Here is a 16,892-nt window from a genome sequence, read left to right on the forward strand (position 1 = left end):
TAAGTAGTAACAAATGAAATGGACTAACGTTAGATTATTCGCATTGAACTTTTGGAACAATACAACAAAACCAAAAACTTTTTATCTATTATACTTAGTCTTTATACTACTAACGGCTTATGCGGCTGTTAGTAGTATAAAAAATCATACCACTCAAAATAATATTCGACAAGAACATCAAACCAAAGCTAGGCAAAGCTGGGAAGCAAATCCTGATAAACATCCACACCGAATGGCTCATTTTGGGACTTTTGCATTTCGAATAAATCCATCTTTAGGAATATTTGATCACGGATTAGAAAGTTTTACTGGTAATACCGTTTTTTTAGAAGCACATCGCCAGAATAGTGTCAACTTTTCTGAGGCTACATTTTCTACGGGAATGCTAAGATTTGGAGAATTAAGCTTATCGCTATTGCTGCAGTTAGTATTACCTTTAATTCTATTTTTTGTTGGTTTTTCTAGTATTGCAGCAGATAGACAAAATGGAACCTTAAAAATACTCTTATCCCAAGGCGCCAGTTGGAAAGAGATACTCTTTGGCAAATCAATAGGGCTTTTCGCTATTTCTATGCTTTTTCTTATCCCTATTTTTTTGGTCGTAATTATAGCACTTATAATATTCAATGACCAATCAGCAAACAATTTTCAATGGCTGCGCCTATTATTAATAGGCTGGAGTTATTTAGCATTTCTATTTATTATATCGTGTTTGACTATTATAATTTCGGCAAGTAGTAAAAGTTCAAAAAATGCACTATTACGATTATTAGGTGTTTGGCTATTATTAGTAGTTCTTTTACCAAAAACTACTCAAGCTATTGGTAATTACTGGTTCCCTACTCCTAGTAAATTAGCTTTTCAATCAGGCATTGAAAAAGAAGTAATTCAAAAAGGAGACAGTCATAATCCTGATGACCCTCACTACAACAACTTAAAAGACTCTGTATTAACGGCTCATAATGTAAGTAAGGTAACTGATTTGCCTTTTAACTATTCAGGTTTTGTGATGCGAGAAGGAGAAAAAATTACATCTTCTCTATATAGAAAACATCACTCGAAATTGATAAATATCTATAAAAGTCAAAATGATGTAACTCGATTTTCATCTTTCATCAATCCTTTTACGGCTATTAAACAGTTATCGATGACAATGGCGGGAACAGATTTTTCATCCTATATAGATTTTCAGAACCAAGCGGACACATATCGTTATGAATTAGCACAAACCATGAATGAACTGCAAATGGAATACATCAGCCCAAAGAAAGCGAGTGGTTCCGAAGGAAAAACCCACGTTGTTGGTCAAGAACATTGGGAAGAATTTCAAGATTTTAACCATAAATCGGTCTCATTTTCTAAATCCATCAAAGAAGCATTTCCAGCATTGATTTCAATATTATTATGGATACTAGGTACTTTTTGGTTATTGCAATTCACCTCTAAAAAAGCAAAAGCAATATGACAACATTTAAATTATTTTTACAACAATGTATTCGCTCAAAAGAGGTTTGGATAAGTTTACTCCTGATTATGCTATTGGGAGTCGTTGGAATTATTATTGGAAATAAACACCTTGAAAGACGACAAGAAGCAATTTCAGAAGTAAATACGTATCAAGAACTACATCTTGATCGACAAACGGAACTACATAATGAAGACTTAGGCTTGTTATTATATTATGCAAAATTTGCTTACATAAATACTATGAATCCGTTAGCAGGATTATCCGTAGGGCAGACAGATGTAAACCCAACTGTAAAGCGAATTACAATTAAGACCTTTGAGGCGCAAAAATATGATACTGATTTAGTCAATCCAATGAATTTGCAATCTGGTAACCTAGACCTTTCTTTTGTTATCATTTATCTATTTCCTTTATTAGTTATTGTATTGACTTTCAATGTACTTTCCGAAGAAACAGAAACGGGTACTTGGCGACTTGTAGCCATTCAGGCAAAGTCTAAGTTAAGATTCATTATTTACAAACTTTTGATTCGGTTAATACTATTATATGGAATACTAATATTTCTTTTTTTTATTGCAAAACTACTTCTCAACCTACCTTTAAACATTAACTTTTTCTGGATGTTGGGATTATCTATGCTTTACGTTCTATTCTGGTTTACTTTAACCTTTTTCATCATTACTTTCAAGAAATCCTCTGGTTTCAATGCATTATTACTTTTATCCGTTTGGTTAGTTTTAATTATTCTTTTACCTGCTGGAATAAATGCATATGTATCGTCTAAATACCCTGTTCCTGAAGCATTAAGTTCAGCCATAGCACAACGAGATGGATATCATACTAAATGGGATACTGACAAATTAGCCACCATAGAGAAGTTCTATAATCATTACCCGCAATTCAAAAAATATGGGTATCCTACAGATGGCTTCAATTGGTTATGGTATTATGCCATGCAGCAAATGGGAGATGATGATTCTAAAAAACAACGGGAAGCACTTAGTGAAAAGATAAAGTTACGGGAACAAACTAGTAGGCAAGTCGCATCTATACTTCCCAACATGCACTTACAGCTCATTTTTAATCAATTGGCAGGAACTAGTATGAGTCAACAAATGGATTATTTAGAAGCTACTGATAAATTTCATGAAAAACTAAGATTGTTTTTTTATCCGAAAATATTCGAACAACAACAAGCTAATACAATTGATTGGAATCAATTTACTCCAGAATATTATGAAACGAATACCAATTTACAACCTTTTAAAGGCATATTACCCCTAATTATAGCCTCAATATGTATGCTATTGTTTTCTATTCCGAAAGTAAAACGTTTGTGAGATTTATTTAATTATGAGGCCAACATTCATCTTTGTTAAAGCGAAAAGTACGGGTAGTATATCAGATCATTCTACTTCGTGGTGTTCTCCTATTTTCTATTCTTAATATAGCGATGCTCCGCATAACTTCAAGTTTTATATAAAATTCTAATTGATTTCATTATTTACTAGTAAAAGTTTATGGGGTATTACTATTTCAATCTTTATTCCAATTAGTTTTACGGGGAACTAAATAATTCTTTAAACTATTAATTAGGATGAAAAAAAATAGAAAACTAAAACAGCTAAAACTAAACAAAAAGATTATTTCTAATCTTCAATTTAAGCAAATTTCTGGTGGACATAGGATTGCCACTTATTATCACACTGAATGTGGTCCCTCCAAAGATCGTGGGTGTGAACTTTTAACTATATCCAAATAGTTAAAATTGATTTCATTTTATACAATTAGATGTTCATAAGATTCAATTTTTCAATTTCAAGTAATTTGTTAATTGAAAAGTTTAAATTCCGAATGCTTGGGGGCATAAATAAAAAGTCTGCATTTTCAAGCAGGCTTTTTATTTTTAATAACTATTGCATTTATTACATCAATAATTGTATATTAAATTTTATTAATCCCTTCTTTACTATAGATGAGTACTTCCAAAAGAAAAATTTCTGCAACAGGATCAACAGCGTTTTCTAAGTTAATACTAAAGGAACCTTCAACATATGCCGCAGGAACCAAAGCAGTTACAGTAGCGCTAAAGCATGCTTTTAAAGAAATGGGAGTAGTAAAATCTTTAACTGGGCTTGCTCAAATGAATCAAAAAGAAGGCTTTGACTGTCCAGGTTGCGCCTGGCCAGATCCAGATAAACCTTCTAAGATAGCGGAATATTGCGAAAATGGTGCAAAAGCACTAGCAGAAGAAGCTACCAATAAAAAAGTAGATGCTGCTTTTTTTTCAAAACATTCTGTAGAAGAAATTTCAGAATGGACAGATTATCAAATTGGAAAAAGTGGACGCATTACGGAACCAATGGTTTTATACCCAAATAGCATCCATTATCAACCCATAAGTTGGAATAATGCTTATGGATTAATTGCAGATCAATTACATCAGTTAGAAGACCCTAATGAAGCTGTATTTTATACTTCTGGTAGATCCAGTAATGAAGCTGCTTTTTTATACGGACTTTTTATAAGAGCTTTTGGCACCAACAATATGCCAGATTGTTCTAATATGTGTCATGAATCCAGTGGTGTTGCCCTAAAAGAAACTCTAGGAATTGGCAAAGGGTCTGTTACTTTAGATGATTTTGAAAAAGCAGAAGTTATTATGGTACTGGGTCAAAATCCAGGCACGAATCATCCTCGTATGCTATCGGCATTACAAAAATGTAAAGAACAGGGTGGAAAAATTATAAGTATAAATCCACTTGCAGAGGCAGGACTTATAAGGTTTAAAAATCCTCAGGAGATGAAAGGTGTAATTGCGGGTGGTGAAGCGCTAACTGATATTCATCTACAGGTAAAAATTAATCAAGATGTTGCATTGCTGAAAGCAATCTTAATAAAGCTTTCTGCGCTAGATCAACAACGAAAAGATATCTTTGATCATGATTTTATTCAAACATACACTCAAGGATATGAATCATTTTTAGAACACCTGCAAGATTTTGATGAAAATGAACTGATTAAACAATCTGGAGTTTCATCTTCATTAATAGATGAAGCAGTAAACCTATTAGCAAATAAGCAAAAAATCATTATTTGTTGGGCCATGGGGCTCACACAACATAAAAATGGAGTAGAAAACATTAAAGAATGTGTAAACTTATTATTACTAAAAGGAAGCCTAGGAAAACCTGGAGCTGGAACATGCCCGGTTAGAGGACACAGTAATGTACAAGGAGATCGATCTGTTGGCATTGTACATCACGCATCTATAGCATTTAATACTGCAGTAGAAAAAGTTTTTGGTTTTACTCCTCCAACTAAAGAAGGTTTGGATACTGTACACTCCATAAAAGCTATGCATGAAGGGAAAGCCAAGGTGTTTTTTGCATTAGGAGGTAATTTTGTATCTGCTGTATCCGACACGCAATATGCTGCTGATGCTTTACAAAATTGTGAATTAACGGTACAGGTAAGTACTAAATTAAATCGTACACATACAACAGCTGGTAAAACATCATTAATATTACCAACCTTAGGTAGATCCGAATTTGACACTAAAAATGGAAAGTCACGATTTTTTACTGTCGAAAATAGTATGGGTAAAGTACATAGATCAAAAGGAATGCTAAAACCAGCTTCAGAAAACCTTCGGAGTGAACCTGAAATTATTGGAAATATTGCTAATTCATATTTTAAAGGAAACCATCCAGTTGATTGGTTGAATTTAAGTACAGATTATACATCTATTAGAGCAAAGCTACAAGAAGTAATTAATGACTTCAAGGGATTGGAAGAAAAATCAAAAGGATCTGGTTTTTATCTCCCGAACAATGTTCGCAAATTAGATTTCAGCAAATTACCTAATGGAAAAGCTCAGTTTAGCAATTGCTCCCTACCCACCCATCATCTACAAAAAGATGAATTTTTAATGATGACTATACGATCTCATGATCAGTTTAATACTACCATCTACGGAATGAATGATCGTTACCGAGGTATATTTAATGAACGAAGAGTGGTACTTATGAATCCAGATGACATAATAGAATTTGGATTTACTCCATTAGAAATTGTTGATCTTACCAGCACATATGACGGCACTACAAGGAAAGCAGAGAATTTTAAAATAATTTCTTACAATATCCCAGAAGGAAATATTGCTACTTATTTTCCGGAGACTAATATCTTAGTTCCTTATAACCATTACGCGGATAAAAGTAACACTCCTATTAGTAAATCTGTTGTCATAAAAATACTGAAGAAACCAACCTAATAATCACATTTAAATTATTTTAGTCTTCACAAAATAACCTAATTATAAAACACTTTTACTTTTAGACAGAAGTATGTAAGAAATATTCTTTATGAGTCTTCTAAAAAATACTTCAATACTAATTACTACTGAAATGTTTAGTTGACAAAGACCTTAGGGTTTCTGCTGCTTGTTCTGCAGTTATATCACGTTGCGGATCTGCAAACATTTCATATCCTACCATAAATTTCTTTACAGTTGCTGATCTCAATAATGGTGGATAAAATGACATATGAAGATGCCACTCAGAATGGTCTTTCTGGTCAGTAGGAGATTGATGAATACCAGCTGAATATGGAAAACTTACATTAAATAAATTATCATATCTAGTCGTTAAGTCTTTGATCATATTTGCAAAAGATACAATCTCTTCTTCGGTTAATTGATCTAAGCTTTGTACGTGCCTTTTAGGCAACACTAATGTTTCATAAGGCCACACTGCCCAATAAGGAACTAAAGAGACAAAATATTCATTTTCTGAAATTACTCTTTCTTTCATCTCCAGTTCTTGCTCTAGATAAGAAAACAATAAACTCTTCTGATTCTTACCCCAATATTCAGCCTGTTGTTTTGTCTTTTTTGAAGTTTCTAATGGAATTGATTCCTGAGCCCATATCTGACCATGCGGGTGAGGATTACTACATCCCATTACGTCACCTTTATTTTCGAATATCTGGACATGATTAATGTATGGTAATTTCCCCAACTCTACATACTCTTTTTTCCATAATCTAATTACCTTTTGAATATTTTCCTCTTTCATTAAAGGTAATGTCAATGAATGATCAGGTGAAAAGCAAACAACTTTACAAACACCTCTTTCAGAACTCCCTTGCAAAAGACCGTTTGTATAATTTTCATCCGGAGTATTGGACAATAATGCAGAAAAGTCATTTACAAAAGAAAAAGGATCTTTGTAATTTGGATTTTTATCACCACTCATCCTTATATTAGTTGGACATAAATAGCAAGTTTCATCATAAGAGTCTACTTTTTTCACAATGGCAGTTTCTTGTTTTCCTTGCCATGGTCTTTTAGTCCTATGCGGAGATACTAGTACCCAATCTCCTGTCAATACATTATACCTTCTATGCGGATTATTATTCATCACTTCTTTTATTTTTTTGTTTGAATTGCATGTACTTGATGGCTTGTTCCCTTACTAGGTTTAACTTGAAAAGCATCTAATTTTATATTAAAACTGTCTTCATAAGCCTTAGTTATTTCTGGGATATAATTATCTATAAAATCCTTATGTATAATATTCACTGTACACCCACCAAAACCCCCGCCCATCATTCTAGAACCAATAATAAATTCTTTGTCTTTTGAAAAATCAACCAAAAAATCCAATTCATCACAACTAACCTCATATTGCGATCTTAATCCTTCGTGACACTGGTATAGTAATTGTCCAAATTTTTTAAGATCATGATTTTTTAGATATTCTGCTGCTCTTTGTACTCGTTCATTTTCCTCTATAACATAGAGGCATCTTTGAAATATAATAGGAGACATAAGTTCTTTAACCTCGTCTAACATTTTTAAAGTTACACCTCTTAAAGACGAAACTGAGTTGTATTTTTTGCTAACAATTTTCACTCCTTCTTCACATTGCTCCCTTCTGGTATTATAATTACTCGTAGAAAGGTTGTGTTCCACATTGGTATTGATAATTAATACTTTATAATCAGTTAGTTCCATAGGAATCAATCTATATTCTAAAGAGAGACAATCTAAAAACAAAACCTTATTTTTCTCTCCGAAAACAGAAGCATATTGATCCATAATCCCGCATTTAGTTCCTACGTATTCATGTTCAGCATCCCTACTTAACTTTGCTATTTCTAATCTAGATAAGTCAAGATCAAATAATTCATTAATTCCATACGCCAATCCACATTCTAAAGCAGCAGAAGAACTTAATCCTGAACCTATAGCCAGTTCACTACTTATAACACAATCAAATCCCTTAACACGATCCGATCGATGTAATAGTTGTTTTAAAACCCCTAAAATATAATTCTCCCAACCTTCTCTACTAGGTTTGATTTCATTGAGATCAACAGTTAAAAACTTATTATAATTCTGACTATGAACATTACAAATATTTACTGTTCCATTCTTTCTAAGTTCAAGTTTTATTTTTTTATCAATTGCCGCAGGAAGCACAAATCCGTTGTTATAGTCAGTATGTCCGCCAATGAAGTTTATCCTTCCTGGAGAGGCAACTATGATCTCAGGATTAAAATTGTTTTCTTTGTCCATAATAGCGATGTAAATTTCAAGTAACAAATATAATAAACGTATTTTTTACATTTATTATATTTATCAAAAATATTTTTATGGATTTTGCTAAAAATCAACAGAATCGATGGTATCAGAATAAAGAAAAAATGTTTGTAGCAATCGACTGTATCATTTTTGGTTTTGACAATGGAGTCTTAAAACTTTTAGTTTTTAAGAGAGAAATTGAACCTTTAAAAGGGTCTTGGTCCTTAATTGGTAGTTTTGTTAGATTCGATGAAAACTCAGGCGAAGCAGCTAATAGAATTTTAAAAGATATTACAGGTTTAGAACAAATTTTTACCGAAGAACTGAAAACATATTCTAACATAAACCGCGATCCAGGAGCTCGATGCATTTCTATAGCCCAATACGCTTTAATCCCAATAGATAAACATAATAAAGATTTAGTTGAAAAGCATGGAGCATTCTGGTTTCCATTAAATGAACTACCGAATCTAGCATTAGATCACGATACTATGGTTGCAGATGCGCTGGAGCGATTACGTAATAAAGCTAAATTTTTCCCTCTAGGATTTGAACTACTTCCTAAGAGTTTTACTTTACCACAGATACAATTATTGTATGAAGAAATTTTTCAAAAGAAACTAGATGCTCGTAATTTCAGAAAAAAGATATTATCCTTAGAATTATTAACAAACACAAAGAAGAAAGATAAAACCTCCTCTAAAAAAGGTGCATTTTTATATCAGTTTGATCCAGAAAAATATAAAAAATTTAAATCGATTGGTTTTGACTTCCCTATATTAAAAAACAATATTTAATAAATTAAAGATATTAGATTCAGACAAAAAGAATTCCACAATTTATTCTTTGACGAAAACTACTACTACAATTCACAAAACATTCAATAATATACTGAATACTCCCTAACCTATATTATAATGATTAGAAGTATATATCATTTTTACAATCAAAAAGACTACTAGATAATATCACCTAGTAGTCTTTGTAAAATGTCGTAACAATATTTAGAAATTCTATTTTCTAAAACGTTAGTGTGTGTATTTTTTAGTTTTTAATAAGTTTCATTGTTTCTTCTACACCATTTAAATTTACATTCAAGAAATACATCCCTTTAGCAAAATTGGACAAATTAATTTGTGCGGTATTTTCAGAAGAATTAACATCTTTTCTGGAAGCAATTAATTTTCCTGCTAAATCAGTAACTGTATATGATACGTTATTAGCGTTTCTCCATTGGATATTAAATATATCGCTTGAAGGGTTTGGAAATAAACTAAGTACTGGGGCATTTTCAAATTCGTCAACACTAAGAAGATTACCTTCAATACTAAGATCATCAATTATCACTCCTTCTTTGTTTACAGCTTGATCAGACACAAAATTAAACCTAAAGATAAAACTTTCTTCATTTGTAAAATTAGACAAATCATAACTATACTCTTTCATCGTACTATCTGTACCTGTCCACTGTGCACCTGGACAATTATTACAATTCACATTATTTGGTAAAGTATTACTATTATACCAATTAGAATCACTTGCAGAACCCAGAATAACCCAACTTTCTCCTCCATTAAGAGAATATTCTACATTAATGAAATCCCAGTCTAATTCTATATCAAATGCCATATTAAATTTTAACATCGGGGATTCAATTATACTTAAATCATAACAATTAGAAATCAAGTAACTAATTGAACTATCCGTGTAATTACCTGCTAAATTAGTACCATACACATTTTGACCTGATGCTGCGTTATTAAGCAAAGTACCAGATGGAACTCCTCGTTCCCATAATGTCCCTAGAGTTAATAGGTTATCATTATTTGATTCAAACTCGTTAACACCTACTGTATCACTATTATTCTTACTAATAGCTAGAGAACCGACATTATTTACTTCGAACGCATCTCCCGATAATAAAACCTCAAAACTAAGATTATGCTCCCCTAAACCAGTAATATTCGTTTCTGGAAACTCTACTTCTGTTGTACCTCCCGAATCTAAATTTCCTGTCCAAGATTGACTTACAGGGCTTCCATTATCTACAACAAATTCAATATTAAAAGAAGTTACTGCATCCGTACCATTATTTTTAACTATAACTTTTGGAGAAACACTACTACATACAATTTGACTATTATTATCTACTCGAACAGATTCTAATTGTAGATCACTAGCCACAGAAACAACAGGAATATCAGAACGCCATACTCCTCTTCCGTAGGTAGCGGCTGTAATGTTGCCATCATTCTCATTAATTTCTATATCTCTTACTGCAACATTTGGAAGGTTAATCAAAAATGTCTCCCATGTATTAGAAGTATCATCTAACCTGTAAACTCCTAAACTTGTTCCTAAATAAATTGGATTATCAGGATGAAAAGCTTGATGTTTTACAACCAATTTGGCATCGCCAGGAAGATTGAAAGAGATATTCTCAAAATCAACTCCTCCATTCATAGATTTGTATACACCATTTGAAGTTGTTAAATATATAATATCATTATTTGTACTATTTACAGCAACACTGGTAATAAAACTACTAGTGAATGTTTCTACATTCGTAAAATTAACACCACGATCTTCACTTTTATAAAGTTGCCCTCCAACAAACGTATAAATGATATCGGTATTTAACGGATCTATTTCTATTCCATCAAGAGAAGATGAAAAAGGTTGAGAAATTTTATTGAAACTACCGCTTTCTAATCTATACAAGCTCACGTAACCAGCATATAACTCACCTTCTTTACTCATTTTCAGCGGAGTTATCCAGTTTCCACTCTCTGAAGCTGGAGCACCTATAGAACCTCCTAACGTTGCTCCCGCATCATTAGAAAAGTATAAACCTCCCCCATTTTGAATAAATCCGTAATACTTATTAGGATTATTAGGATCAATAGCAGTGTCCATTCCATCCGCACCATAATAATTTTTCCAATTATTATCACTGTATGCATATCCTCCGTTATCTTGTAAACCTCCTACCATATTACTAGAAGTTTGTGGAGAAACAGCAATTCGATAAAATTGACCAATTGCAAGACCCTCAGTTAAATCTTCTGTAGAAGTACCGTTAGTAGATCTATATATACCTCCATCTGTCCCAAAAAATATAATACCGTTAATATCTCTGATCATATGAATATCTGCGTGGGTATAAGTGGCTGTGCCTGGAGCACTCCAACTATTCCATTGAGAAAAGCTAGCTCCTTCATCAGTAGATTTATAAACATCCAGTACTCCTACATAGATATCATTTCTATCACCATCAGAAACCTCAAAAGCCAAATCATACCATGCCTGAGTGGATCCCCCAAATAAATCTTCTGTACCATCATCAAGTCGAGTAAAGCTATCCGCAGAATCCTGAGATCTGTATATCCCTTGGAAAGCAAAATTAGTATCTGCACTTAACACGTACAAATTATCAGAAGCATCCGAGGTTACAGCTAACACAATCCTTCCTCCAGTAGAAGGCAATCCACTTGAAGCTAATATAAAAGAGTCACCGTTATTACTGGATTTATACACCTGATTTCTCGTGGCTGCATAAATGATATTAGAATTCCCAGGTTTTAATTTCACATCATCTAAATCTTGATTAAGTGTTCTTGTAAAAGAAACACCATTATCCGTTGATTTATAGAATCCTTTATTGGAAGACACGAATATCTTATCATTATCAATCGGATCTATATATATCTCGTTAATTGATGACCTAGTATCAGAAAAAGAAAGACCCGTTGAATCCCAAGTCTGCCCTCCATCGATTGACTTAAGAACTCCTAAACTATATGTATCACCAGCATCATCATCACCAGTTCCTATATAAATAATATTTGAATCTCTAGGATCAATTGCTATTGCCGAGACTCCTATCTGTAATAAATTATCAGATAAAGGACTCCAAGTTGCTCCAGAATCGGTAGATTTCCATATTCCTCCAGCTGGAGCTCCAATATAATATGTTGTTGGACTATTTGGATCAACTGCAATAACATTTACACGCCCTTGTCCTGATGACCAAGAACCTGTATTGGTATGAATATATGGCCCTAATGATTGCCAATTACTGACATCTGCTCTACTACTTTTTAGTTCTTGTTTTTGGTTAAAAACTTCCAACATTTCTTCAGGTGTTGGCAAAGCACCATCATTTTTAACTAAATGTTTCCAGTAATTCTCCCAACGTTTAAATGGTTTGTATCCCGAACCTTTTTTAGTGTGATCTTTATCTTTCCAATATTGATTAAATGCTTCAACAATCTCCTGAAACTTTAAAGGTTCATTTAATTCAGAGGATTTTTTCGTTGCATTAAGGTTTTTCATCCAAGGTGCATCAGAATTAAACTGTGAGTATCCATAAGAGAAAAAAACGAGTGCGATTAAAAGAGTAATATTTTTTTTCATTAGTTGAGTAATAGGTTTATTTTAAAATAAACAAGTAAAAAGACAAAAACCCTACTTTTACAAACAATTTTTATGTTTGCATTCATTACTACACAAATTTGGATTACAATCCTGAAATAGCTTAATTTAAATTGACAAAAAAAATCTAATCTTTTATGAAGATAAAGTCAATCAATATTATAACAAGATTTACTTTTTTTAGTTAAGATATTAAGTAATATCACATCTGGCTAAACATTTAATATTTAACCTAATTAAATAAACGAAAAATGAGTGTTGTTTTTTTGATATCTCAGTAAAATAAATATCTTCGAAAAATATATGGAAAAGAAATCTGTTTGTGATGAGAAAAATTTTGAATCAATCTTTGACGATTGTTCTGAATCACTGCGGAATCTTATTTATTATAAATGCGGAGATATTGATCTAGCAGAAGATATCATACAAGATGCATTCATAAAATTATGGAACAATTGTAAAAAAGTAGTTTTTTACAAGGCTAAATCTTATCTGTACACAGTAGCAAATAATAATTTACTAAATCATATTGCTCATAAAAAGGTGGTATTAAGATACGAACAAAGACCCCATTCAGACCTTAACAATCAGGATCCTCAATTTATTATTGAAGAAAAAGAATTTATGTCTAAACTAAATAATGCAATTGACAGCCTTCCTGAAAAACAACGAGAAACATTTTTATTATCACGAATTGACAAAAAATCTTATAAGGAGATTGCAGAAATTACCGGGGTTTCTGTTAAGGCAATAGAAAAGCGAATACATTATGCCTTATTAAGCTTAAGGCAAAAATTAGGAGATATTTTGTAATCACATGTAGGGTAATATAGTATAAGCCTGTTATTAATAAGGAAGCATAAACGAAGTAGAAGAAAAAATTAATGAAAAATCCATATTCAGACGAAACATTTTTGGCAAGGTGGTTAAATAACGACCTAAATGATAGGGAAAGAACGGAATTTGAAAAATCTGATGATTATCAAAAATATATAACTATTCTTAATAAAATAGAAAAATTAGAATCTCCTGACTACAACAAAAAGAAAGTTTTTAATATTATAAGAAGTGAAATACAAGAAAAGTCCAAAGTAAGAACTTTCATTCCAAAGTGGACTTATGGTATCGCAGCTACGCTACTTGTACTTATAGGGTTTTTCTTTTTCTTTGATAACTCTACATCTTACTCAACAGACTATGGAGAGCAAATCTCATTTAAACTTTTAGATGGGTCTGAAGTAGTTTTAAATTCAAAATCAGAATTAAAATTCAAAAAGTCAAATTGGAATAACGATAGAAAAGTAAAACTAGTAGGAGAAGCTTTTTTCAAGGTAAAAAAAGGGTCTGATTTCGTTGTAGAAACCGAATCAGGAAGGGTAAAAGTACTAGGAACTCAATTTAATGTAAACACCCAAAAAGATTTTTTTGAAGTAACATGTGTAGAAGGCAAAGTAAAAGCTATGGATAATTATGCTTCTAATGAAGCTATCCTGACTAAAGGAAAGGCTTTTAGAATAGCTAACAACATCGTTGAAAATTGGGAGACCGAAACAGCTGAACCTGGTTGGATTTCTGGAGAAACAACATTTACCAACACTCCATTAAAACAAGTTATACATTCTTTAGAAAATCAATTCAATCTTACCTTCGATAAGAAAAATATTGATCAAAATATGCGTTTTACAGGTAGTTATAATCACACTGATATTAAACTAGCTTTAAAAACAATCTTTGTTCCTATGGAAATTTCATATACTTTTAACAACGAAAACCACATAGTTCTCGTTAAAGAATAAATGAAATCTTTTTTTTTCTCTTTTTTTATACTTATTTATATCAACTGTTTTTCTCAAAATACAGTTAACAAAAGGTATGAAAATATCTCACTTGAAGAGTTTTTAAAAGTATTGGAAGAATCCTATGAAATTAAATTCTCCTTCAATCCTGAAATTGTTAAAGATGAAATAATTAATATTTCTGAAATCACATCACTAGAGAATGTACTTCAAGCAGTACAATCTCAGACTTCTGTTCTTTTCGAAAAAATTAATAACAGATATTATGTGATAAGAAAAAAAAAGCAAAAAGGAAAGGTCACAATTTGCGGATACTTACTAGATAACTTAACCAAAAAACCTTTATCTGAAGCTTTTATAAATAACAAAAAGCAATCTAAATCTACAACATCGGATAGTAATGGTTTTTTCCAATTATATCTATCAGAACCAAATGACACTATAAACATTCAATTTCTAGGGTACAAAAACAGACAATTTCTCGCCAAAGAATTAGAAAATAATTCTTGTAATAAAATATTTCTATCGGAAGATGATTTCGAATTAGGCGAAGTAGTAATCACAGAATATGTTACATCTGGTATATCAAGACAAGGAGCAAGCAGTGCAGTAAATATAGATCCAAGCAAACTAGGCATTCTCCCCAGATTAGTAGAACCAGATGTACTACAAACGCTTCAGTTTCTTCCTGGAATTCAAAGTCCAACCGAAACCGCCTCTGGGTTGCACATAAGAGGTGGTACACCTGACCACAACTTAATCTTGTGGGATGGTATAAAAATGTATAGTTCAGGACATTTTTTTGATTTATTGTCTATTTTCAACCCATATATAACAGAGAACATCAAACTTTTCAGAAGCAGTACTGAAGCTAAATATGGGAATAGAATTTCTGGAGTTGTAGATATAGAGTCCAAAAATGAAATTCCAGAAGATTTAGGTTTTGGTGTCGGTTTTAATATGACAAATGTAGATGCCTATCTAGAAGCCCCTATTGATGAAGGCTTTGGAGTAGTTATATCAGCGAGAAGAGCATTTACTGATTTTATTAAAACATCAACTTTTCGTAGTTATTCTGATCGTGCTTTTCAAAGCATTAGATTTTTTGTAGATAATCAAAAATTAGATCAAGAAACTGTAGAAAATGAAAATGTATTTTATTTTACAGACCTAACGATAAAGGCTATTCTAGATTTATCAAAAGACGACAAGCTAATAGTAAGTTCAATTTTCACCAATAACGATCTTAATTACACACTTAATATTAAGAACATTCAGGGATTTAGCGAACCATTTGATGAAAACCAAAAAGACAATTTAGAATTCATTAATCAAGGAGCCAACATAAGGTGGGACAAAAAGTGGAATCGTTATTTTTCGCACTCTGCTAACATTTATTTTTCAAATTACGATTTTAATTATAATGGATTAAGAGAATCTAGAGCAAGTAGTGATGGGTTCTTATTTTTTGACAACAATATCATAGAAGAAAACACAATTAGAGATGCTGGTGTTTCTATTCACACCAATCTAACAATAAACCCTAAACATAGCTTCTCTTCTGGTTATGATTTTTCAACTAACGATGTAACATACAAAGCTGATTATTCAGCTAACAATGTTTCTTTCAACGAAAGTAACAGCAATATCACTCATGCAGTATTTGGAGAATATAAATTTAACACTAATGAAAAACTTAAAATAAGTGCAGGAATTAGAGGGAACTATTTCTCCGTCCTTGATAAAACATATTGGGAACCTAGGGTAAATTTAGAAGTCAATCTATCCAAAAATATCATAACAAAATTATCCGCCGAAAGAAAAAACCAAGTAATTAGTCAGATATCTAATTATCTACCTAACGATTTTAATCTAGATAATCAAATATGGTTGTTAGCAGATTCGGAATTCGTATCAATGCTTAGTAGTGATCAAATATCTGGTGGATTTACTATTAATAAAAACAACTGGTATATTGATATTGAAGGGTATCATAAATCAACAAGCGGACTCACCTCATTTGCTAATGGTTTTAATGGTGTCTTAGACTTAGAAACAGGAGAAAGTAAAGTTTTTGGAATTGACCTATTAATTAAAAAAAGAATAAAAGATTATAGAACTTGGATTGGATATTCATACACAGACCAGGATTTTAAATTTGAAAACGTAAATGATCGACAATATTTTCCGGGTAACTTTGATATTAGTCACTATTTATCCTGGATACATAGTTATCAATGGAATAACTTCGAATTCTCGCTGGGATGGACTGTAAGAACAGGGCGACCTTATACTCCTGCACTAGGCATTACAGAAACCGAAGAATTTATTCTTATTGACTACGGAGAAGTCAATAGTGACCGACTGGACACTTATCATCGTTTAGACTTTTCTGCTTCTTATAAATTTAACTTATCAAAAAGCGATACTTGGCGTAGTAAGATTGGTTTCTCACTATTTAACCTTTATGACAGGGAAAACACTCTAAATCGAACATATAGTATTAGATTTGATAATAGCACCTACTTACTACAAGAAGTAAATACTTTTTCTGCTGGGATTACTCCTAATATATCTTTTAGGGTAGATTTTTAAACCAAAAAAA

At 32.0% G+C, this 16,892-nt stretch carries 11 protein-coding genes; 8 read left to right on the top strand and 3 right to left on the bottom strand.

The window, feature by feature from the left end:
* The first annotated feature begins 13 nt into the window (after nucleotides 1-13).
* From BMY33_RS18260 to BMY33_RS18270, 4 genes are all read left to right on the top strand, one after another.
* Entirely contained in the window at nucleotides 14-1,465 is a 1,452-nt protein-coding gene (locus tag BMY33_RS18260; protein ID WP_091411232.1) for an ABC transporter permease, read from the top strand.
* Nucleotides 1,462-2,808 (top strand): DUF3526 domain-containing protein, encoded by a 1,347-nt coding sequence (locus BMY33_RS18265; RefSeq protein ID WP_091411234.1) that lies wholly within the window; start codon nucleotides 1,462-1,464, stop codon nucleotides 2,806-2,808. Before BMY33_RS18260 ends, BMY33_RS18265 begins: the two co-directional genes overlap by 4 nt.
* 257 nt (nucleotides 2,809-3,065) lie before the next feature.
* Nucleotides 3,066-3,230 (top strand): hypothetical protein, encoded by a 165-nt coding sequence (locus BMY33_RS23580; RefSeq protein ID WP_170837122.1) that lies wholly within the window; start codon nucleotides 3,066-3,068, stop codon nucleotides 3,228-3,230.
* Between the two features lie 213 nt (nucleotides 3,231-3,443).
* Nucleotides 3,444-5,744, top strand: a complete 2,301-nt coding sequence (locus BMY33_RS18270) for an FdhF/YdeP family oxidoreductase (protein WP_091411235.1) — start codon at nucleotides 3,444-3,446, stop codon at nucleotides 5,742-5,744.
* A 118-nt stretch (nucleotides 5,745-5,862) separates the two neighbouring features.
* On the opposite strand, the gene BMY33_RS18275 is transcribed toward BMY33_RS18270, so the two are convergent.
* Nucleotides 5,863-6,891, bottom strand: a complete 1,029-nt coding sequence (locus BMY33_RS18275; protein ID WP_244543051.1) for a UDP-glucose--hexose-1-phosphate uridylyltransferase — start codon at nucleotides 6,889-6,891, stop codon at nucleotides 5,863-5,865.
* A gap of 8 nt (nucleotides 6,892-6,899) precedes the next feature.
* On the bottom strand, nucleotides 6,900-8,051 hold the full coding sequence (gene galK / locus BMY33_RS18280; RefSeq protein WP_091411595.1) for a galactokinase: 1,152 nt from the start codon (nucleotides 8,049-8,051) through the stop codon (nucleotides 6,900-6,902).
* 77 nt (nucleotides 8,052-8,128) lie between these two features.
* Here galK and BMY33_RS18285 point away from each other — a divergent pair, with 77 nt between their 5' ends.
* Nucleotides 8,129-8,854 carry an NUDIX hydrolase gene (locus tag BMY33_RS18285; protein ID WP_091411239.1) on the top strand — a complete coding sequence of 242 codons (726 nt, stop codon included), beginning with the start codon at nucleotides 8,129-8,131 and terminating at the stop codon, nucleotides 8,852-8,854.
* 247 nt (nucleotides 8,855-9,101) lie between these two features.
* Here BMY33_RS18285 and BMY33_RS18290 read toward each other — a convergent pair whose 3' ends face one another.
* On the bottom strand, nucleotides 9,102-12,473 hold the full coding sequence (locus BMY33_RS18290; RefSeq protein WP_091411241.1) for a T9SS type A sorting domain-containing protein: 3,372 nt from the start codon (nucleotides 12,471-12,473) through the stop codon (nucleotides 9,102-9,104).
* Between the two features lie 321 nt (nucleotides 12,474-12,794).
* On the opposite strand from BMY33_RS18290, the gene BMY33_RS18295 reads away from it, so the two are divergent.
* The 3 genes from BMY33_RS18295 to BMY33_RS18305 all read left to right on the top strand — a co-directional run bounded on the left by BMY33_RS18295 (nucleotide 12,795) and on the right by BMY33_RS18305 (nucleotide 16,882).
* The gene (locus BMY33_RS18295) at nucleotides 12,795-13,304 is read left to right on the top strand and encodes an RNA polymerase sigma factor (protein WP_091411243.1); all 510 of its coding nucleotides are present in this window, start codon (nucleotides 12,795-12,797) and stop codon (nucleotides 13,302-13,304) included.
* 71 nt (nucleotides 13,305-13,375) lie between these two features.
* A complete protein-coding gene (locus BMY33_RS18300) occupies nucleotides 13,376-14,287 on the top strand; it encodes a FecR family protein (protein ID WP_091411245.1) in 912 nt (303 codons plus the stop codon).
* Nucleotides 14,288-16,882 carry a TonB-dependent receptor domain-containing protein gene (locus tag BMY33_RS18305; protein ID WP_091411247.1) on the top strand — a complete coding sequence of 865 codons (2,595 nt, stop codon included), beginning with the start codon at nucleotides 14,288-14,290 and terminating at the stop codon, nucleotides 16,880-16,882. It begins immediately after the preceding gene.
* Nucleotides 16,883-16,892 lie beyond the last annotated feature (10 nt).

Source organism: Aquimarina amphilecti (genome assembly GCF_900109375.1).
GTDB lineage: Bacteria > Bacteroidota > Bacteroidia > Flavobacteriales > Flavobacteriaceae > Aquimarina > Aquimarina amphilecti.